The sequence below is a fragment of the Vreelandella nigrificans genome (assembly GCF_002374315.1).
Lineage (GTDB): Bacteria > Pseudomonadota > Gammaproteobacteria > Pseudomonadales > Halomonadaceae > Vreelandella > Vreelandella nigrificans.
In genome coordinates, this window is sequence record NZ_NWUX01000020.1 from 29,965 (window position 1) to 49,752 (window position 19,788).

Sequence of the window (19,788 nt, forward strand, 5' to 3'; positions counted from 1 at the left end):
AAGTCAATGAATTCAGACGTTAAGGTAATGGCTATGGGAACGGAAATTTGGCTTTTGTATGCCAGCACCGTATTCATTTTAATGAGCACGCCGGGCCCTAGCCAGCTTCTGATGCTTTCAAATAGTATTAGTAATGGCTTTCACCGATCACTATTTACCGCCGCTGGCGATTTGTCAGCCAATTTTTTACAGATGATTGTCGCCTCGATAGGCTTGGTGAGCATTATTCAGCAATCGGGTAATTTCTTTACCGTTGTGAAGTGGGCGGGAGTGGCATATTTATCGTACTTAGGTTTGCGGTTAATTTTTTCTAAGAAAGCCAGCAATGCCAATCTGGCCAGCCAAGTAAGGTCAAGCCGTAGCTTGTATTGGCAAGGCTTCGTTACTTCAGCTGCCAATCCTAAAGCTGTTATCTTTTTCGCTGCCCTATTTCCACAGTTTATTAACCCCTCTGAGCCCCTTCTTCATCAGTTTGCGATACTCAGTGCCACTTATCTCATCATGGACGCGGTCTTCTTGTTTTCCTACGGGAAATCAGCTGAATGGGTTAGTACGAAACTGAAGTCATCAGCACGCCAGCACTTAGGTAAGGTGTCTGGCTCGTTTTTGATTGGAGCAGCAGTGCTTCTAGGTCTGAAGAACGTTGATACTAACTTATAAAAGCTTAGCTAGGATCCGCAAAAGGGGGCTTCGCAATCTGGCTTTTCTAAAGCCTCGTCAATGATACGAAAGGGATGGCTGTGATCAAGCAAGTGGGCGGAGTTAAGATCCAAGCTAGGCACAAAGCCACATGCCACTGCGGCATCTACACCCACCACCAAACACGCTCGAATCCCAATGTGTATGGATTCAATGTCGGGTGTTTGGAAGATGTTAACCCCTTTGACTTGGATGATGTTTCTGTTAGCGATGGCATCAACCATGAATCTGATCAATAGCAGGGGGTAAGGAAGACGTAGTTTTATTGTTTGGTCGGTTTTTCACAGCTAAAACAGGCGTCTGAGTTGGGTATTGAGATGGATCATGAAACACTGATCAAAAATTGGATAAGACAGGACTCTCTGCGAATGGAGGCGCTTACTATTGCGGCTGAGCAGAAGCTGTCGGGTTGGTGCCTCGCTGCTGGGTTCGTTAGAAATTTGGCATGGGACAAGCTACATGCCTTTTCATCGAGTACACCGCTAAACGACATTGATTTAATTTACTTCGATCAGCAAGATATGAGCGATACTCGTGATCGGGAAATTGAACACGAGTTAAGGGCCGTCTCTAAGCTGCCGTGGTCGGTAAAGAACCAGGCAAGAATGCACGAGCGAAATAGGGATTGTCCGTACACTTCAACTGAAGATGCGATGAGCTTCTGGGTTGAAGTAGAAACTGCAGTAGGTGCTGCTTTAGATGATGATGGAGAGGTTATCATTGTGGCTCCCTTTGGTGTTAAGCCTCTGTTTGACTACACCATCACATTAAATCCCAAGCGGCCCAAACGAACAGAGTTTGAAGCCCGAATATGCAGCAAGCGGTGGTTGCAAACGTGGCCAAGACTGGTGGTAAATGTTTAATAAGGCCCACTACTTCGAACATAGCGTTCAAGTATGTATAAGCGTCTTTTGCTAGGACTTTGCTACCATTGCGAGCGGCTATTAACTCTTTTCTTTGTATCGAGCTAATCATGAAGATAGAAAACGCAAAAAAATCAGATTACCCCAAACTGTTGGAAATCTGGGAGGCATCAGTGCGAGCCACTCATGATTTCCTGGCTGAGGAAGATCTTCTGGAGCTCAAGCCGCTGATTCTTGAGCAGTACTTTGATGCGGTTGAACTTAATGTCGCTAAAAGTAGCGAGAGCGATATATTGGGCTTCTGTGGCGTTAGTGATGGCAACATTGAAATGTTATTCATTTCGCCTGCTGCGCGTGGAAAGGGTATTGGCTCATTACTAGCGACCTATGCGATCAAAACGCAGAGAGCTACCAAGGTTGATGTTAACGAGCAGAATGAGCAAGCGTTGGGATTCTACCAGCATATTGGCTTTTCGATTACAGGGCGTTCGCCGCTAGATGGTCAGGGTAAGCCTTATCCTCTGCTTCATATGGAGCTGTCGAAAGAATCAAAGTGATCATCCAGTGAGCTTGCAAAGCTATTCAAACAGTTAATTTTTAAGGCAGTCTAAGTAGTACAGCAGCAACAGCGGTTTTGGGCATCATACACAAGGAGGAAATGGTGCAAATTTGCGAAACGGAGAGGCTGGTTATACGAACGTTGTCCTTCAGCGATGTTCCTGAATTGACCAATATCCTCAGTGACCCTGAGGTAATGAAGTATTCGATCCGAGGCGTTTGCGACGAAGCAGCAACGCGGCGATTTATCGATTGGTGTTTGGAATGCTATGCGTCTCATCGTATCGGGCCGTGGGCCCTAGTAGAGAAGGTTTCCGGTAAGCTTATTGGTTTTTGCGGTGTCAGCCCCGAAGAGGTTAATGGCGTTGAGGAAATCGGTCTGGGTTATCGGCTAGCCAAGCAGTATTGGAACAAGGGATTTGCGTCAGAAGCCGTGCAAGCGGTACTCAATGATGCATTAAGTCAAAAGCAACTCTCTTCCGTGGTCGTTATTATTGAGGCTGAGAATGTTGCGTCACTTAAGGTTGCAGCGAAAGCAGGATTTTATACGTTCGACACCCTTGAGTTCCATGGACGCCCCGTGAGGTTATATCGGTTAACGTTGTCGCAATGGTATGTATCACAGAATAATGCGGCGAACACGGCCAGTGTTTGATGCAGGATACCGAAGGCGGAAATGCTAGCGCCATTAGTCTTGCATGGGGCAACTCTCACCGCACTACCTTCTATAGCCACTAGGTAGCTAAAACCCAGCGGCTATATCAACATCAAATGTTGAACCAATTAGCTACACTGCTTACCTGCATTTTTGATACTCATTGCGTAAATAATAAACATGATTAGTGAGCCCATCACAAAGCACCATACGCCTACGGTTGCATAGCTCGAAAAAGCAGGCAGAAACAAAAGACTGCCAAAGAAAAAACATAAGCTTGATAAGAGGCCTAAAAGGTGGGGTAGCTGTTGATGCTGCTTTGTCACACTGCTCATTGTGTTTCCCATCTGAAATTGTATTTTCAAGTGCCCAAGAGGATCTAAATACTGATATCAGGTGCAAACTGAAAACCCACGGATATCCTGTTCCAGCTGTTGATTTGAACAATTATGGTCGTGAGCTCAACCAATCCATGCTCGCCAAAGGCAGTTAACGCATTTTGGTAGGTCTCTTCGCTGATGGTGGGCTGCTGGTTGATTAATGTGAGTGCTTCGGCCCAGGCGAGTGCGGCGCGTTCTTGCGTGCTGAAGCAGGGAGCTTCACGCCAAGCAGGTAATACGTCTAGGCGAACCTGATGCTCGCCATCGTCTCTAGCTTCTTGTGTATGCATATGCTGACAAAAGCAGCAGTGATTAATTTGCGAAACACGCAAATTTACTAAGTGAGTAATTGTGCGATTAACCGTTGAGTCAGCAACGTTACCTAATGCAACCAAGTGTTTAGCTAGACGTGGGACAAGGCGATACACCGACTGTTGGGGTATACGAGTAGACATGTAAATGGCCTCAATGTGTAAGTTGAGGGTTCAGCTTAACGTCGAGGTTTTTTTACGCCTTGTAAATTTGCGACAGTTTGCGCTTGCGATAGGCGGCGGGTGTTTCATAGGCGAGTGATTGGAAGGCGTGGGTGAAGTGAGCTTGGTCATAGTAGCCACATTGCAGCGCTATTTCCGCTAGGGGCAGGGTGGTTTCAAGCAGCCCGTGGCGGGCACGGTTTAGCCGAGAATAGGCTACTAATTGGCCTGGGGTTACGCCCACCTCGCGTTTTAATTTGCGCTCCAGGGTGCGTCTGGTAAACCCTAGTGTGGCACCTAACTGTTGAGGTGGAAGCTGTAGCTCTCCAATCGCTTGAACAATCGTAGTGATACGGCTATCGGAGGGCGGCTGGCTCTCTAGTCGATGTAATAACCATGTTTCCAGCAGTCGTAAGCCTTGTTGTGAGTCCAGCTGGTAGAGGCGCTCTACCACGGGCTTTAACCCTTGCAACCTTGGTCTTTGCAAACTTGATGTTTGCAAACTTAGTGGTTCAAGCTCGTTATCTAAGCGGTGGTGTGTATCTGTGAATGCTTCGGGTAGCAAACCCAGTAAGCAGTGGGCGCCTGCTGCTTTAAAACGAATGCCCAGACAGGGTGCGGTAGTGTCGAGTGTTTCTATCAACGTGTGCCTGTTGAAACAGAACGTGATGATGGGGTGGCTGCTGGTGAGCCTGATGCTAAGACTAGCGCCAGCATCAGGGTAGAACTTTTCGGTTCTAGGTTCAGCGAGGCGCCCAGTGCCACCTATTGACCAAAGGCACTGAACCCATGGGGCTAAGCGTTTATCGGGCAGGCGATGCTGAAAATTTAGATAGTTGGCGTTACTTGGCAGGATAAGGTCGGTCATGGGGTCAACCAGCGATATTGTTTTTTAATAGTAGCTTACATTGATTCAATCAAGTAGCTTTTGGGAGCTGGCCCTGCGCCATACGCTAGGTGGCATTTTCTCTTGGCGAGCCCAGATGCGCCTGAGTTGCCGTTCATCACCGAACCCTGATGCTTCGGCGATTCTTGCTAGCGTCCATGTCGTCTCAGTCATTAACGTTTTGGCGCGCTGCAGGCGCAACCCCAGAATATATTCGCCCACCAGCATACCAGTAAGGTTTTTGAATCGGCGTCGGAAATGACGCTCGCTCATGGCTGCATGAGCTGCTAGCGCTTCGATAGGCCACTTTTGAGAGGGTGCGGCGCATATTGCATCTTGAGTGCGATGTAGCCGTTCATCCACATGATTACGGCCCTCAAGCCAAGCGCCAAGCTGAGGTTCCTGTCCGCTACGGCGAAGATATAGCACCATTTCCCGCGCTACCGCCAAGGCCAGTGAATGGCCACAAACACGGGTAAGCCAGTACAGTATAGTATCAATACCCGTCGAAATTCCGGCACTAGTTAAATAGCGGTCATCTTCGATAAAAATACAGTCGCTTTGCACTTTGGCTGTTGGGGCTTTAGCTTGTAACTGCTCGATTAACGTGTGGTGCGTCGTGCAGCGTTGTCCCTCTAATAAGCCCGCATCAGCAAGCAATAGCGCGCCGGAGCAAACGGTCATTAGCGTATCCGCATAGCGAGCGTTTGCCTTGAGCCAGCTGATACACTCCTGTTGTGCCAATGGTTCAAGACTATTGCGATACTGCCCTGGAACAAGCAATAGATGTTGAGGGGAAAGCTGCTCAGGTAGCGGGTCAATGCCGCTAAGGGTCAGCGGTCCTAGCCATTGCATGGCCGCTTTCGGGCCGATATAGCGCACCTGAACATCTATTGAAAGCCGACCAGCACACTGCAACACCTGAAGTGGGCCAACCAGATCAAGAGGCACTTGGCCTGGCATCATCAGTACCGCAATCCGCAAAGTTTTGGCTCTTTGGGACTGCGGTTGGCTATTTTGCTGCTCTTCACTCACGTTGGTTTTGCCATTCGTTAATCAAGTCCTGTGTACTAATAATACGCGCAAAGCGGCCTTCAAGTACCAGTTCGGTGCGTGCCTTAATATCATCCGATGACCAAGTGATGCCGTGGCGTGTCATAGGGAACGTTAGGGTAGCATCGCTAATAAAATCGACGCTAAATCCTAAATCTGACGCCACACGGGCGGTTGTTTCGCAGCATTGCTCGGTACGAATACCACTAATGGCAAGTCGTTCAATACCGTGTTCGTGTAGCCAATCTTCAAGTTGAGTATCGCTAAATGCATTGTGAACACGCTTATGAAATGTCACCGCTGCTATGTCGTCAAAATCATCAAGCGGACGAATAAGGCCACAATCAGGGTCGAAAGGCCCTTGGCTGTCTGGCTCTTCATGCAGAATGCGTACAACGGGTATGTTGCTCGCTTGTGCAGCGTTCAGTACTGCACGCTGCTTGGGTCGCCAGTCTTGAGCCAGCGATTCTAGCCAGTAATCGCGTGCGGGAAAGGAGGCTTGAACGTCAATTAATAATAAGGCGGTTTTAGACTGGGGCATGGCTAATCTCATCGTGTTGAAGTGAGACAACAGATTAGCGGTTACATATTCCGGAAACGATGTGTGGATCGGTCTAAAAGCGGGCAATTTCGGACATATGTAGCCAAAAGGGTAGCAGCAAACAGAGCAGGTGAAACGATTATTAACACGTCTCGATAACGGTAGGCTTAATGTAATATTAATACATTCCCATTTAAGGTAACTGCCCGTTTTTCCGTAGTCGGCCTCCATGAAAACATTAATTATTGAAGATGACCGGGACTTGGCACTGGCTATTGCCGAGTACCTGGAACTGCACCGTGTCGAATGCGACTTTGCTTATACTGGGGCTAGCGGTATCACTCTGGCATTCCAGCAGCATTATGACTGTTTGATTCTGGATAACATGCTGCCGAAGGTGCAGGGCATTGATGTTTGTCGGCAGTTGAGGGCTAATGGTATCGACACTCCGATACTGATGCTGACCGCTTGCGATACGGAAGGCGATCAAATGGAGGGTTTTAATGCTGGTGTCGATGACTATGTCATCAAGCCTTGTACGATGCCGCTGCTCTTGGCCCGACTGAATGCGCTGTACCGCCGTCGTCACCCCGAGCGTGAGTGTATACGGATTACTGATCTCAGGATCTACCCAAAAGAGCACCGGGCCATTCGTGCTGAGCAGGAGCTGAAGCTGACGCCGACCAGCTGGAAAATTCTGTTATTTCTTGCCCGTCGATCGCCTGCTGTGGTTTCGAGAAACGAGATTGTGGAGCATGTCTGGCCAGGTGAGGAGGTGGAGGAAGGAACCGTCAACGTGCACTTACACCAACTGCGCAAAGTGGTCGATAAACCTTTTAAACAGCTCCTTATTCATACCCATGTCGGGGTTGGTTTGTCGCTGTGTGGGGGGACGCTGTGATGCCTTCCAATCCGGTTCGTAGCTTGGCCTCCCAGTCTCGACAGTACTTGCTGTATTTGGCCATTGCCATCTTTGTCGGGCAGATTGCCCTGGTCACCATTTTCAGCTTTTATCAGGTTGGTCAGGCTGCTAAGTATTATATGTATCTTGATGCGATTAAGCTGGAGCAGGCGGCCAATAACGATCCCGACTATGTCTTGCCGCAACGAGATGACGTCAGCGCCTACCGGGAGTGGGATGATATTCCTCTAGAGATCAGGCAGCTGTTTTCTGGCAGTAAAATCCAACCCCTGGAGCCACTGGAAATAGAGCGGGTCAATGAGCAGGGTGTTCGTGAATACGGTTACTTGCTCTATTCACAAGTTCAGTCACAAGAACAACAGACCGGTGGCCTTTACCTGTTGGAGTTTGAAGAGGCTGACAAGATTGATGCCTTGGCTGAAGCTATTTTCAAGCAGACACTGATTGAGGCCAGCCTGATTACTGGGATATTTAGCCTGGTTCTGTTTTTGGTTATCTCCTGGCTGTTTAAGAACACAGTGAAGCCTCTATCGCTACTCGTGGAGTGGTCAAGTCGGGTCAAGCAGCATCCAGGCAGCGAGATTGATGTTCAGTTCTCGATCAGTGAGCTCAATGAAATCGCCAATCAGTTGCTTTCGACACTGCAACAGGTAAGAGAATACAACGAACGTGAGCAGCAGTTTCTTCGTCATGCCAGCCACGAGCTGAGAACCCCTCTCGCCATTATTCAGGCCTCCCTGGATACTTTAGGAGTGAGAACTGCCCCTGAGGATCCCAATTTTCCCTCTCTGTTACGGGCTAGCCGAGCCTGCGCCAATATGATCTTGTTGTCGGAAGCCCTTTTGTGGCTGGCACGCCCATCCTCCAGGCCTATTGGAAAATCCATCGTCTGGCCAGGGACGTTGTGTGGCGAGCTGTTAGTGGATATGCAGCACCTGGTTGAGAATAAAAGAATTCAGGTTTCACTTAACGACCAGGCTAGCAGTATCAGAATTGAAAATGATCTATTTCGCATTGTACTAGCCAACTTGATCCGCAATGCCTTCCAGCACACTAGCGGCGGTACGATTACACTGGTGATAACAGATAACTCGTTTGTTATTTCAAACCCCGTAGACGCTGGTAGCAAACCTGAAACGGTCAGTTTCGGATTGGGTTTGCAATTGGTCGAACGTATTGCTAGTCAGCTTGATTGGCAGTTTGATTTTGCCCTTGACCACCAGTGGGCTTGTGTAACCCTACGCTGGTAATCATCGCCATTCCCACCAGAGCATCTTAAGACCCGCTTAATACCCTCTGTCTGACAATAGATTCCGCAAACATCAGCCTCTCACTTCACCTTGAGTCACTGATTCAAAACGGAGTCAAAACAATGAAGATTTTTTCTCTAATTCCCCTGGCTATGGCCATTCTGGCCACCTATTCACCCTGGTCCTTCAGCCAGGATCAAGAAAACGCCGACACCTTCTCTATAGGGCTTATTGCCTACACGGAACCGTCCCTCTACGTGGGCGGTAAGGGTAATGCAGGCCTGCTGCCCTATATCGAGTGGGATTCGGATAACTGGTTCTTTCGTGACTATTCGCTGGGTAGCTATCTAGCCGGAGGGGACAATTGGGCCTTATCCGCTGCAATTAGTTACGACGCTTTCGGCGATGTTGAACGGGGTAACAGTCGAGAGCTCAAGGACATGAAGAAACTCGACGACATCTATACTGCCGTAGTGAGTGTCGATTGGTTTGGTTCATTGGGTTACCTGACGCTAGGCTACCGGCAGGATATCACAGGCAACCATAATGGGGGTTCAGCCGTGATCGGCTACGGTTACCCTCTTGAGTTCCAGCGGTGGCGTATTGAACCGCATGTTTCACTGACCTACGCGGGCAGTCAGGTGACGCGCTACTACGTTGGAGTAGGTGCCGATGATGCGAAGGTAGGGCGTCCAGCATACCGCCCGGGCGGTGCCTTTCAGTATCAGACCGGTGTTAGCCTGTCCCGTTTGTTTGGCGAATCGCATCGGTTGTTGGTTAACGTCAGTCACCGCGGTTTTTCCAACGAGGTTCACGATAGTCCTATCATCGACAAAGATCACCTTTGGTCTATCAGCGCAGGCTATCTCTATGCGTTTTAAAAGGCTGCTCAATCGCCGCGTCCTGGCCTTATGGTACTAATCTACGTGCTAATGACGGTGCCGCTAAAATCCTACTGGCAGCCCTTTATTATCCTGGCGATTATTCCGTTCGGCTTTGTCGGCGCCATTCTCGGCCACCTGTATCTCGACCTGGCCCTGTCGTCACTATCGATGTTCGGCATGTTAGCCCAGGCTGGTGTGGTCGTGAACGATAGTCTGGTGATGTTGAGCCGTCACAACGAGCTTGTTGCCGAAGGCATAGCCCCCTATGGCGCGATACAGGCTGCAGCTACTAGCCGGTTTCGGGCGATTTTTCTCACCACGGCCACAACGGTTGTTGGTTTGCTGCCGCTGCACTCAGAAACCTCTGGACAGGCCCAATAGCTGAACCCTGCTACGGCCTCCCTAGCCTTTGGCGAGCTATTCTCCACTGTCCTAATGCTGTTCCTAGTACCTGTGCTAATTGCCATTACCCAAGATCAGAAGCAGCCCTGTCGGGTCGCTCCGTCAGCCAAACCGCCCAAGGAACCCCATGCCATCTTTCTCCGTAAGTGTTAAGCGCATTGCTATTGTCTTGCTGCTGCTATGCCTGGCCTCATGCGCGGGTTTTATTATCGCTAACGAAGATCCCTTGGTGCGTAGGGAGATTAGCTTCGTTCACGCTGGTAATACCCTGCAAGGCGTATTGGTACTGCCAAACTCGATGGCTATGCCTGACGCATGTGTGGTGTTTGTTCACGGCTCCGGCGACATACCTCGTGATGCTTATGGCTACTACGAATCTCTGTGGCGCCTGTTTGCGGAGAAAGGATGGTGCTCGCTGTCCTGGGACAAACCTGGCGTTGGCGAGTCCGAAGGCGATTGGCGGCTGCAATCAATGGAGGATCGGGCCTATGAAGTTGCTGCGGCTATTGAATTTCTGCACACACAAGAGGGCTTGGGGGAGAGGCAAATTGGCTTGGTCGGTTTTAGCCAGGCGGGCTGGGTGCTTCCCAAAGTCGCTAACCTGCGCGACGATATTACCTTCCTGATCTCGGTGTCGGGCGCGGTCAACTGGATGGGTCAATCGCGCTATTCTGGACGTCAGCGCATGATTGCAGAGGGTATGACGGAGCAGGAGATCGATGAGGAAGAGCATGCCGCTGACCTAGTCAACGCCTTAATTCAACGCGATGCACCTTATACAGACTATCTGGAGCATATCGCAGGTGAGGTAGGTGTTAAGCCAATGAGCGAAGCTTTCTGGGGCTTCGCGAAACGCAACTGGCAAGCTGATGTGCGTAGTGACCTGCAGGCTATCAACGTGCCTATGTTGGCGCTCTTTGGCTCGCATGATGCCTATGTCGATCCGGTTTCCAGTGCTACTACCTATCGTCAACTACTTAAGTGCTCAGCCGCGCCGTTCTTCGAGGTTCGCCGCTTCGACCACGCTGACCATAGCCTGATGAAGTCAGACCAGGTGAAACCTGAGCATCAAGGCATGGATGCTTGGCTGAAGCTGTTCAAAATCTGGTTTCTTGGCGACGCTATCTTCGCCGACGGCGTTCTCGATTGCCTAGCTGACTGGCTCGATAGGTTCCCCGAGGCAAGTGCCTAGTCGGCATCTGGAGGTGGCTGGTTAACATGTGGTGGGGTGGGAGAGAAAATCCTGTGCTTAGGTGGTGTCTGTTAGCTTCAACACCATGGTTGTTGACCCAGAGAAACCGATTAACCATTTCAAGTAGGGAAAATTCTCTTCGTTTACGGCTATAAATCCTTTGGATTCGTACAGCCTCCTTGCTCTCGGGTTGCTATCGATAACGTCTAAGCGGATTGTCTCGAAACCATTATCCACGGCATGTGCAATAATGCTATCCAAGAGTCTGGAGCCTATACCTTGGCCTCGGAATCGGCTATCGACAGCAATCCCATCCATCACCAATTCTTGAGATTTTGGCTTGCGCTCGAATAAGCTGAACACCAGACATGCCCAGAGCCCTTTCAATGTTCCAAGCTTGCCTATCAGCTGTTTTATCCCGACTCCTCCCGTTAGCGAACCATTTGGCTGCTGAAACCCTGCTAGCCCAATGACCTCATCTTCAAGGATGGCAGTAAAGGAAAATTCAGGGATAAAGCAGTCGGAGAGCAATTGAATGCGTTTAGCCTTGTCAGGTATTGCGCTGGCGAATTTAGCGCCGAAAGCTTCCTCATAAAGCCTAGCGACAGGCTCAGCCTTTTCAAGGTTAAAGCCTTTCTGAATCACAATGCCCATATGCTGTTTCCTAGATTCAAAGAGTAATAACAATTGATCCAGACGTGGTGGTGTTAATTTTTATTTGCAGAGGTGGGGCAATATCAGAAGCTGATCACTCAGCTATTAAAGCCAATGCCAATCAAGCTAGCTGCCAACTCAACTATAATTCATGCTTTGTAGGTTTGATACCTTAAGCTTTATGGTCATCTAATGAGGCTTTGCCTTAGCATTGAAAGCAATGCAGTCTACGCGACAAGTGCGTGAGAGTGACCGTTAAACATAGAGAACTCCCATGGAAATTCGGCAAGTCTATGAAACAGAACTTGCCAGCGTGCTAGACCTTATTGATGAATATGACCGTGATCTTTCACCCAGGCCTGCGGATGAGGAATTGCAGCGTATCTTTGGTTCGATATTACACAGTGGGGGCGTCGTTGGTGCCATCACTGATGATGGCATGGTGGGTACCTGTACCGTGAATATTTGTGCTAACTTGAGCTGGTCTGGTCGCCCGTATGCAATCATCGAAAACGTGATTGTATCCAAGGCTTACCGCAAGCAAGGTATCGGACACGCTATTCTTAGGTACGCTGCAGAATTTGCACAGCAAGCTGGCTGTTATAAGGTGGTGCTTATAACTTGCTCTAAAGTCCCCCTCGACACACATGTTCTACGAGTTTTCAGGTTTTAGTCCCGATAAGCTGGGGTATCAAGTAAGGTTCGATGCATAACGCTAATTTACCTATTAGCGCGATGATGTACTTGGCAGGTGATATTAAACTTTCACACACACAAAAATCGCATTACCAGAGCCGTTATCCCAGGGAATGATTTTTTCGTAGTTGTGCTCAAATACATGAACCTCAAAGTGAGGCGTTAAGAGTGCGCTTAACTCCGCAAAGCTGATGGCCACCATAGGGTGTTCGTCGTCCCAAAGCTGTGTCTCTTCCGCGTTAGTCTTTTCAATACTTAGCCTGAGTGATTGCTTTTCTCCTTGCCCGCTGTAGTGCCAACCAGAGCGGAATGTGAATACAGCATCTTCTTGTTTAGCGCTGTGTTTAACAGATAAATCGTTATCAATTTTATCTTTATCGACAGCATTAAAACAGAAAACACCGCCAGGCTTGAGTGCGTGGTGTACGGTGGATATACATGCTGCCAGTTTTGCAATGCCATCGTTGTAGTGGATGGAGTATAAAAAACAGGTAATTAGATCGAGGGGGACGCTTACCTCGAAGGTGCTCATGTCTTGCAAGGTGAAGTGTGCTTCTGGACAACGTATGGCGGCGATATCCAGCATCGGTTGGTTGATATCCAGCCCGCTACTGACATAGCCAAAATCAATAAAATGGCGTACGTGAGGGCCGGTGCCACAGGCTAAATCTAGGTGTGTGGTACCGCCGTTACCGAAAAGCTGATGCAACCTGCGAATGGCATTGCTTTGTGCTGGGTAGTTGATATCTACGCACATCAAATCGTAGTAGCCAGAAAGGTCGGTATAGAGTGCGTTGGCGGACATGGTTGCCTAATGCTGGGTGCTAATGAAGGAGGGGGCAGCATAGTAAACGAGCGGATTGGTTTTGAGAAGCGGGCATAGCTTGGAGTTTTTCTTTTACCTACATTATTGCCATTACCCCATATTGCCATGGCTCTAAAGAAACCCTGATGATTACCGATATAGAATTAAGACGATCAAGAATTTTCTGGTTGTTGCTCAATATCAAGAGAGACCGCTATGCCCAAAACAGTGACCTGTATCGTCGCCACCTTGCTCTTATCTTTATTCACCCAGGTGCATGCAAGTACCAATGCGGCAGAGGCAGTTGCGTTGGCGTGGCTTGAAGCCATCGATAGTGGTCAGTACAAGCAAGCCTGGGAAGCTTCTTCTCCGATACTGCAAAGACCGCTTTCACCGTACATGTTAGAGCGCACCATCGGCGCGGCAAGACGAGATTTTGGTGCGGTAGAGTCGCGTCAACGAGTCCGTGTAAGCCGTGAGCGGTCAATGCCCGGCGCGCCTGATGGCGACTACATGGTGTTCACCTTTCAAACGCGATTTGAGAACAAAGCGAGGAGCATCGAAACGATTACTCCCCACTTAGAAGAGGGGGCCTGGCGGGTTAGCGGTTATTATGTGAAGTAGTTGCCCTTGAAAAATCTTAAGTTAATTTTTCTTGGCTAGTCAGTCTGTTTCGACAGTTGGTCGGCAAAGTCGTGGTTGGTGTCGCGGTGGTCTGCTTCATCGGCCCTTACTGCAACTACCACTTCACGTAGTCGGGCATCCTGTGACAGGTTCCAGTAATCGATGGCGATTTGTGGTGCGGGAATGTTCTCGTATTCACCACGATCAATGCCTTCTAAGTATTCGGTGTAGCTATAAACGGCTTCCTCTTCTAAGTAACCTACCACGCGGTGGGCGGTTTTGCTGGAGCAGAGGTAAAGCAGGAAAAATAGGTTAAAGAAAATACCTTGCGCAACCATAATAATGAACCGCTCAAAGCGGTTAGGTTTCGCCACCTCGATAAACGTCATTAAGTGCATACGCTCGTTCTCGGCTTCATCTAATAGCGTGCGAATCCAGCCATCATCATCTTTAATTCGCCGTAGGGCATGTAAGTGCTGAATTGCGCCTCCTACCATGCCAGGTACAGCAGCCACTGTCTCTAAAATAACCGCTCGGTGACCGTAGCGGCCTGCAAAAAAAACATCCGCAAAAAAACGCATAAAGCGTACCAGTCGATAAGCGATTCGATCTGAAAGCCCGCGTGGCTGGTAGTGCGTCTGCTGTGTATCTGTTTTGGTTGAATTAGTTGAATGGTTATCGGCTGCCATAGAGCTACTTCTCCTTTTTGAAGTCTCTTGGTACGACTTCTGTATAAGAGTGTGGTTCACCTTGTCAGAATAAATAGTCATTTGATTAGGGCTTGTTTTTATTTATGTATGAAAATTTATTTAGGATTTTGTGGACGGATAGGTCGCTTTGTTAAAAGTGCTTGGTTATAGCTCGTTGTCCATGATTTGTACAAAATATAAGGTTTGTGAAACAAGACGGCACTATGGTGGTCTCTATTAATGAGCGTGGAATAAGAGGCATGGCGATGTTTGTCAAAGTGAGCTAGACAGTGACATGAAGGCGCAAAGCGCGGGGAGTCGATATGAAAGCTCTTTCCCACAAATACCATTGGCTTTGGATATTTATTGCTGGTGTCTTCATGGCCTCTCTTTCATTTACTTGGCAAGCGTTGGCGCAGAGCGGTACTGGCAACGCTGTGGTACTAAACGTTGAGGGGGCCATTGGCCCAGCCACTAAGGACTATTTTGAACGGGGCATGCGTCATGCGCGTGATCAGGGGAGTGAGCTGATGGTTGTCGAGCTCAACACTCCAGGTGGGTTGGTAGATACGACCCGTGACATGATCCAGACCATGCTGAATGCCGATATACCTGTAGTTATGTATGTATCGCCCAGCGGAGCAAGGGCGGCAAGCGCAGGCACCTACCTGCTATATGGCAGCCATGTGGCTGCCATGGCGCCAGCAACACATCTGGGCTCTGCAACGCCAATACAAATGGGCGGAGGCGGGCTGGTGAGCAGAGATGCTGACGAAGGCACTGCTGAAGAGAGCGAGGAGGCTACTGATAGGCCAAGCCGTGAAGGCAGTGCAATGGAACGTAAAGTGATGGAAGACGCAGTGAGCTTTATCCGAGGCCTGGCTGAGCGCCACGGGCGTAATGCTGATTGGGCTGAAGAGGCGGTTCGAGATGCGGTAAATCTCACCGCTAGCCGGGCATTGGAGCAAAACGTAATCAATGTGGTGGCACGTGATCTTGATGATCTGTTGGCGCAGATCGACGGCATGACGGTCGTGATGGAGCGCGGAGAATATACGCTGGCGACTTCGAATCTTACCATTGAGCGCTTCGACCCAGATTGGCGTACCCAGCTGCTATCGCTGATTACTAACCCCAATATCGCCTACTTCCTAATGATCATTGGCTTTTATGGAATAATTTTTGAACTCTCCAGCCCTGGAAGCCTGTTCCCAGGCACTATCGGAGTCATTTGTCTGCTGCTGGCGCTCTTTGCCTTCCAGGTACTGCCCATCAATTATGCTGGGCTTGCACTAGTCTTAGTAGGAATAGCGCTAATGGTGGGGGAAGCACTGCTACCTAGTTTTGGCGTATTAGGAGGGGGAGGCGTTGTCGCCTTTGTGCTTGGTTCGGTGATGTTGATGGACGCTGAACACTTAGCTATATCGCTACCGCTAATTGGCGGAGTGGCGTTGGTGTCAGGCTGCTTGATGGTGTGGACAATGACACGTTTTGCCGCGCTGCGCAGGCGCCCCGTACACAGTGGTGCAGAACAGCTGATTGGTGCGGATGCGATTGCATTAGAAGACTTTCATACCCAAGGCCATGTTCGCCTGCATGGTGAGCGCTGGAACGCGGTGTGTGACGTGCCCGTTAAGCAGGGCGATACCTTAAAGGTAGTGCGGCTTGATGGGTTAACTGTGCATGTGCTCCCCGACTGACGGAAAACCAACTTCTATACGAGGTGTGCCATGATGCTTTCATATTTTGTCCCCGTTGTGTTGGTAGTGATGCTATTCGCTGCCTCTATTCGCATATTGCCGGAATATAAGCGTGGGGTAGTGTTTTTCCTGGGTCGATTCCAGACGGTGAAAGGGCCAGGGCTAGTGGTCGTGATTCCTGGGATTCAGAAGATGGACGTGGTGGATTTACGCGTCATCACTATGGATGTACCGGAGCAAGATGTTATCTCTCAGGATAACGTGACGGTTAAAGTGAATGCAGTGCTTTACTTCCGTGTGGTAGACCCTGAAAAAGCAATTATTCAGGTGGAAAACTTTACTCAGGCAACCAGCCAGTTGGCGCAAACCACCTTGCGTTCAGTGCTGGGTAAGCATGACCTTGATGAAATGCTTTCCGAACGCGACAAGTTGAATGATGACATTCAAGAAATTATTGATACCCAGACGGAGGAGTGGGGGATCAAGGTCGCGAACGTTGAGATTAAACACGTCGATTTAGACGAGAGCATGATCCGTGCTATTGCGCGTCAAGCGGAAGCTGAGCGTGAACGGCGCGCTAAGGTTATCCACGCTGAAGGTGAGCTGCAGGCTTCGAAAAAGTTAGTTGAAGCAGCTAATGTGATGCAGGAAAACTCAGCCGCACTTCAGCTGCGCTATCTGCAAACCATGAGTGATATGAGTAATAAGAATGCTTCGACGATTTTCTTCCCGCTACCCATGGATATTATGGAAGCATTCAGGGATATGAAAGCGAAACACTCGACGCCAATGCCGGATAAAAAATCAGATGATGCATAGAAAGTGGCAGCACACACCCACTGCAAGTTGACTTTCTAGCGCGGCTGGAAGTGGGTGGGCTACCAGCAAGCACGTTCGTTAAGATGCTCAGTCGTTAAGATACTAAGTCGTTAAGAGGCTAAGCGCAGAGCGAAGCCAATGAGTAGCGTGCCAAATACCCAGTTCTGTATTTTTTGCTTTGTTTTATTGCCAGCAAACCAACGCTGCATTTTGGCCCCAGCGCAAGCATACAACGTATCATATATGAGCCCTACGCTAACTAGCATAGCCCCCAGTAGCGTGAACTGAAGCGCTACTGACCCCTGTTCGCTATGTACAAACTGGGGCAGTAGTACTGAGCAAAAAAGTAGCGACTTGGGGTTCAATAGGTTCGTTAGCAGCCCGCGCCGCCATGCCATGTAATAGCTTCCTTGAAGAGGCGCTTCCTGCTGATTAGCTGGGGCGCTAGACCGTGCCCGGATAAGCTGTAACGCCAGCCAAACCAAGTAGGCGGCACCTACATAACGAACCGCATCAAATAGCCATGGAGCAGCAATGAAAAGTGCTGCTAACCCTAATCCTGCTAGAGCTACATGTACGCCTCTGGCAATCGCTAGGCCTATTGCAGTGGCTAGTCCATGCCCGCGCCCAAGGGTGCTGCTGGTATGTAAAACGAGCAGCATATCAGGGCCAGGGACGAGGTAAACAATGGCTAAAGCGCCAATAAAAAGCCCGAGCTCCATAGTTTTACTTCCTGCTATAGATAAGTTGTAGGTAAACAGTGCTTTGAGAAAGCACTTTGAGAAAGCACTTTGAGAAAGCTCTTCGAGAAAGCTAATGGTAGCGTTAAAGTGATGAGTGATTTCTTGCCATTTACACTTCTAAAAAGTCACTTGTTGGCAGTTTGTGCCAATTGAAATAAGAGAAATGCTTGTCTATGCCAAACAGCCAATTAGATGCCACTGACCGCCGTATTCTTGCTTTGCTCCAAGGCGATGCTCGTTTAACTAATGTCGAGTTGGCAGAGAAGGTGAACTTGTCGCCATCTCCCTGTTTACGCCGAGTGCGGCGCTTGGAAGCCAGCGGCATTATCCGTGGCTATCACGCCGAGCTTGATCGCCGGAGCGTCGGGTTAGAGTTAACTGTGTTTGTCGGCATTAAGGTGGAGCGCCACCGTGAGGAGCAGGCAAACGCCTTCCGTGAGGCTGTGGTGAAATTGCCTGAAGTGGTCACAGCCCACCTTGTATCAGGTGAGTCAGATTTTCTGCTACAGGTAGTGGTGCCAAGCCTGGCGGCTTATGATGCATTTCTCACTAGCACGCTGCTGCGTTTGCCAGGAGTAAGCGATATCCGCAGTAACTTTGCTATACAGCCGGTGAAAGAGTACGGAATTTTGCCGCTTACGGGAGGTTAGCTGCTACGTTAAATAAATTGATAATAGCGTGATGTATAGCGCTGGTCTGGCTACCAGGAACTACTTTTCAATACTGCGAGCAGAGCATGAGTCCAATCTCGACACCTATTTTCTGGCGTGATGCGCGTATGCCCTATGTGGAGCTGCGTAAAATTATTGACGCACGCCAGGTTTGCTATGCACCCCATAGCCATGCGCATTGGTCGCTGGGGGCGGTAACGGCAGGTAAAAGCACGTTTAGCTATCGTGATGCCACGTATCAGATTTCTGCCGGCGATCTGGTCATGATGAATCCGCACTGGGTACATGCTTGCAACCCCATTGAGAACCAGCCCTGGGCATACTTAATGCTTTATGTAGACGCAGCGTGGTTAAGTGAGTTGCGCTACCAAATGGGGCTGCTGGATACTCCTCGCTGGCAAGATATTGCGACTGCGGTTATTACTCAGCCTAAGCTCTTTAGTGGTTATTGCGATATGGCGACATGCTTGCTGGATGAGCGGCGTGATATAGAGGATAAGAAAGCGGTACTTACTGAATATCTGGCTGAAGTTATGCAAACGCTTGCGCAGGAGCCCGAGGTGGAGTTTCCAGGTGCCCCCTGCATGCTGGAACATGTTGCGGCCTATGTACGTGCCAACTGTACCGCCGATATACCGCTCAAGCGCTTATGTCAGCTGTCTGGCTATAGCGCTGGGCATCTTGTTCGAGCGTTTAAGCAGCACTTCGGGCTAACGCCCCATGCCTACCTGATTAACCAACGTATCCAGATGGGGCAGAATGCACTTAAGCGAGGACAGCCTATCGTTGAGGCAGCCTTAAACGCAGGCTTTAATGATCAGCCCCACTTTCAAAGAACGTTTAAGCGCTTGGTGGCAGCGACACCGAACCAGTATCGCTATCCACTGCTCAAACAGCAGGAGCTATTCCAGTAGCAGGAACAGTGCGCTAGCGGCCAAGCAAACAGCCAGTGTGCGATTAATGCTCAGCAGAATGAGTGGGCGGTGAATGTAGCGTTTAAGAAAGGCACCTGCATACACCCAACTGGCCAGAGATAACCAGCAAATGGGTAGGTAAAGTGAGGCGAATAGCCATAGCTGATAGGGCTCATTACCGCTGGTATAAGCACCAATACCAGCGGCAGACGCCAACCACGCTTTAGGGTTTAGCCACTGCATCAGGGCGCCAGTCATAAAACCCGGTGGCTTATCGCTACTCTGGCCATGAATAGAGCCGTCATGGCGGAAGAGCTGGTAGCTCAAATAGAGTAAAAACAGTATACCCGCCCAGCGTAACGCTTCTTCCAATATGGGCACCACGAGCAGTAGCGAATAGAGCCCTGCCCCGATTGCCAGAAAAAGAGCCAAAAAACCTAATGTCGCGCCAGTCACGAAAACAAGACCTTTCGCGATAGGGTGGTGGGTGCCACTACTCAGGCAAACAATGTTGACCGGGCCTGGCGAAATAGACGCGGCAAGGGCAAATGCAGACATCGGTAAAAGTAGCGAAACACTCATTGCCATCCTCCTTAAAAGAGTAGGCAGTTTGCAACGGTGTATGTCAGGTGTATTGAACAAAATTGAGGTGCCGTACCATTGCGCAAGATTCGGGTAGGCTGAGCGCTTTTGGCTGGTTAAGCTTGGTCTATAT

General features: G+C 49.4%; 25 protein-coding genes. 15 read left to right on the forward strand and 10 right to left on the reverse strand.

Translation table 11 applies throughout. The features are described from left to right. Positions 1 to 6: 6 nt before the first annotated feature. The 4 genes from CPA45_RS17555 to CPA45_RS17575 all read left to right on the forward strand — a co-directional run bounded on the left by CPA45_RS17555 (position 7) and on the right by CPA45_RS17575 (position 2,775). Positions 7 to 660, forward strand: a complete 654-nt coding sequence (locus CPA45_RS17555; RefSeq protein ID WP_244287643.1) for a LysE family translocator — start codon at positions 7 to 9, stop codon at positions 658 to 660. Between the two features lie 356 nt (positions 661 to 1,016). Then, positions 1,017 to 1,562, forward strand: a complete 546-nt coding sequence (locus CPA45_RS17565; protein ID WP_096653854.1) for a nucleotidyltransferase family protein — start codon at positions 1,017 to 1,019, stop codon at positions 1,560 to 1,562. Between the two features lie 110 nt (positions 1,563 to 1,672). Continuing rightward, the gene (locus CPA45_RS17570) at positions 1,673 to 2,119 is read left to right on the forward strand and encodes an acetyltransferase (protein ID WP_096653760.1); all 447 of its coding nucleotides are present in this window, start codon (positions 1,673 to 1,675) and stop codon (positions 2,117 to 2,119) included. 101 nt (positions 2,120 to 2,220) lie between these two features. Beyond that, entirely contained in the window at positions 2,221 to 2,775 is a 555-nt protein-coding gene (locus CPA45_RS17575; RefSeq protein ID WP_096653762.1) for a GNAT family N-acetyltransferase, read from the forward strand. A gap of 128 nt (positions 2,776 to 2,903) precedes the next feature. Here CPA45_RS17575 and CPA45_RS17580 read toward each other — a convergent pair whose 3' ends face one another. The 5 genes from CPA45_RS17580 to CPA45_RS17600 are packed head-to-tail and all read right to left on the reverse strand — an operon-like array spanning position 2,904 to position 6,108. Beyond that, positions 2,904 to 3,122: a YrhK family protein gene (locus CPA45_RS17580; protein WP_340640519.1), complete on the reverse strand. Its 219-nt coding sequence runs from the start codon at positions 3,120 to 3,122 to the stop codon at positions 2,904 to 2,906. A 32-nt stretch (positions 3,123 to 3,154) separates the two neighbouring features. Continuing rightward, positions 3,155 to 3,610: a carboxymuconolactone decarboxylase family protein gene (locus CPA45_RS17585; protein ID WP_096653766.1), complete on the reverse strand. Its 456-nt coding sequence runs from the start codon at positions 3,608 to 3,610 to the stop codon at positions 3,155 to 3,157. A gap of 52 nt (positions 3,611 to 3,662) precedes the next feature. After that, the gene (locus CPA45_RS17590) at positions 3,663 to 4,496 is read right to left on the reverse strand and encodes a helix-turn-helix transcriptional regulator (RefSeq protein WP_244287644.1); all 834 of its coding nucleotides are present in this window, start codon (positions 4,494 to 4,496) and stop codon (positions 3,663 to 3,665) included. A 45-nt stretch (positions 4,497 to 4,541) separates the two neighbouring features. Beyond that, positions 4,542 to 5,498, reverse strand: coding sequence for a GlxA family transcriptional regulator (locus CPA45_RS17595; RefSeq protein ID WP_244287645.1), 957 nt, complete (start codon positions 5,496 to 5,498; stop codon positions 4,542 to 4,544). A gap of 43 nt (positions 5,499 to 5,541) precedes the next feature. Next, positions 5,542 to 6,108: a cysteine hydrolase family protein gene (locus CPA45_RS17600; protein WP_096653772.1), complete on the reverse strand. Its 567-nt coding sequence runs from the start codon at positions 6,106 to 6,108 to the stop codon at positions 5,542 to 5,544. A gap of 229 nt (positions 6,109 to 6,337) precedes the next feature. Here CPA45_RS17600 and CPA45_RS17605 point away from each other — a divergent pair, with 229 nt between their 5' ends. The 5 genes from CPA45_RS17605 (at position 6,338) to CPA45_RS17625 (ending at position 10,758) form a co-directional block, all read left to right on the forward strand. Further along, complete coding sequence (locus CPA45_RS17605; protein ID WP_096653774.1) at positions 6,338 to 7,009, forward strand: response regulator transcription factor; 672 nt, start codon at positions 6,338 to 6,340, stop codon at positions 7,007 to 7,009. Beyond that, positions 7,009 to 8,280, forward strand: coding sequence for a sensor histidine kinase (locus CPA45_RS17610; RefSeq protein WP_096653776.1), 1,272 nt, complete (start codon positions 7,009 to 7,011; stop codon positions 8,278 to 8,280). The genes CPA45_RS17605 and CPA45_RS17610 overlap by 1 nt, the downstream gene beginning before the upstream one ends. Positions 8,281 to 8,402: 122 nt before the next feature. Further along, positions 8,403 to 9,161 (forward strand): MipA/OmpV family protein, encoded by a 759-nt coding sequence (locus CPA45_RS17615; RefSeq protein WP_096653778.1) that lies wholly within the window; start codon positions 8,403 to 8,405, stop codon positions 9,159 to 9,161. A 30-nt stretch (positions 9,162 to 9,191) separates the two neighbouring features. After that, complete coding sequence (locus CPA45_RS17620; RefSeq protein WP_208858549.1) at positions 9,192 to 9,545, forward strand: efflux RND transporter permease subunit; 354 nt, start codon at positions 9,192 to 9,194, stop codon at positions 9,543 to 9,545. Between the two features lie 148 nt (positions 9,546 to 9,693). Next, a complete protein-coding gene (locus CPA45_RS17625) occupies positions 9,694 to 10,758 on the forward strand; it encodes an alpha/beta hydrolase family protein (protein WP_096653780.1) in 1,065 nt (354 codons plus the stop codon). 57 nt (positions 10,759 to 10,815) lie between these two features. Here the strand turns inward: CPA45_RS17625 and CPA45_RS17630 are convergent, their stop codons facing one another. Further along, entirely contained in the window at positions 10,816 to 11,412 is a 597-nt protein-coding gene (locus tag CPA45_RS17630) for a GNAT family N-acetyltransferase (protein ID WP_096653782.1), read from the reverse strand. A gap of 274 nt (positions 11,413 to 11,686) precedes the next feature. On the opposite strand from CPA45_RS17630, the gene CPA45_RS17635 reads away from it, so the two are divergent. Further along, on the forward strand, positions 11,687 to 12,085 hold the full coding sequence (locus CPA45_RS17635) for a GNAT family N-acetyltransferase (protein ID WP_096653784.1): 399 nt from the start codon (positions 11,687 to 11,689) through the stop codon (positions 12,083 to 12,085). Positions 12,086 to 12,169: 84 nt separating this feature from the next. Here CPA45_RS17635 and CPA45_RS17640 read toward each other — a convergent pair whose 3' ends face one another. Continuing rightward, entirely contained in the window at positions 12,170 to 12,913 is a 744-nt protein-coding gene (locus CPA45_RS17640; protein WP_096653786.1) for a class I SAM-dependent DNA methyltransferase, read from the reverse strand. Between the two features lie 216 nt (positions 12,914 to 13,129). Here CPA45_RS17640 and CPA45_RS17645 point away from each other — a divergent pair, with 216 nt between their 5' ends. After that, positions 13,130 to 13,537, forward strand: coding sequence for a DUF4019 domain-containing protein (locus CPA45_RS17645; protein ID WP_096653788.1), 408 nt, complete (start codon positions 13,130 to 13,132; stop codon positions 13,535 to 13,537). Positions 13,538 to 13,572: 35 nt separating this feature from the next. Here the strand turns inward: CPA45_RS17645 and CPA45_RS17650 are convergent, their stop codons facing one another. Beyond that, a complete protein-coding gene (locus tag CPA45_RS17650) occupies positions 13,573 to 14,226 on the reverse strand; it encodes an alternative oxidase (RefSeq protein WP_096653790.1) in 654 nt (217 codons plus the stop codon). 323 nt (positions 14,227 to 14,549) lie between these two features. On the opposite strand from CPA45_RS17650, the gene CPA45_RS17655 reads away from it, so the two are divergent. Both CPA45_RS17655 and CPA45_RS17660 read left to right on the forward strand, forming a co-directional pair. After that, positions 14,550 to 15,926 carry an NfeD family protein gene (locus CPA45_RS17655; RefSeq protein WP_096653792.1) on the forward strand — a complete coding sequence of 459 codons (1,377 nt, stop codon included), beginning with the start codon at positions 14,550 to 14,552 and terminating at the stop codon, positions 15,924 to 15,926. A gap of 30 nt (positions 15,927 to 15,956) precedes the next feature. Then, positions 15,957 to 16,745, forward strand: a complete 789-nt coding sequence (locus CPA45_RS17660) for a slipin family protein (protein ID WP_078087891.1) — start codon at positions 15,957 to 15,959, stop codon at positions 16,743 to 16,745. Positions 16,746 to 16,855: 110 nt separating this feature from the next. Here CPA45_RS17660 and CPA45_RS17665 read toward each other — a convergent pair whose 3' ends face one another. Then, on the reverse strand, positions 16,856 to 17,467 hold the full coding sequence (locus CPA45_RS17665; RefSeq protein ID WP_096653794.1) for a LysE family translocator: 612 nt from the start codon (positions 17,465 to 17,467) through the stop codon (positions 16,856 to 16,858). A 194-nt stretch (positions 17,468 to 17,661) separates the two neighbouring features. Between CPA45_RS17665 and CPA45_RS17670 the strand changes: the two genes are divergently transcribed. Beyond that, on the forward strand, positions 17,662 to 18,138 hold the full coding sequence (locus tag CPA45_RS17670; protein WP_078087889.1) for an Lrp/AsnC family transcriptional regulator: 477 nt from the start codon (positions 17,662 to 17,664) through the stop codon (positions 18,136 to 18,138). Positions 18,139 to 18,224: 86 nt separating this feature from the next. Then, complete coding sequence (locus CPA45_RS17675) at positions 18,225 to 19,073, forward strand: AraC family transcriptional regulator (RefSeq protein WP_096653796.1); 849 nt, start codon at positions 18,225 to 18,227, stop codon at positions 19,071 to 19,073. Here CPA45_RS17675 and CPA45_RS17680 read toward each other — a convergent pair. Next, entirely contained in the window at positions 19,062 to 19,655 is a 594-nt protein-coding gene (locus tag CPA45_RS17680; protein ID WP_096653798.1) for a LysE family translocator, read from the reverse strand. The genes CPA45_RS17675 and CPA45_RS17680 overlap by 12 nt on opposite strands. Between the last annotated feature and the right edge of the window lie 133 nt (positions 19,656 to 19,788).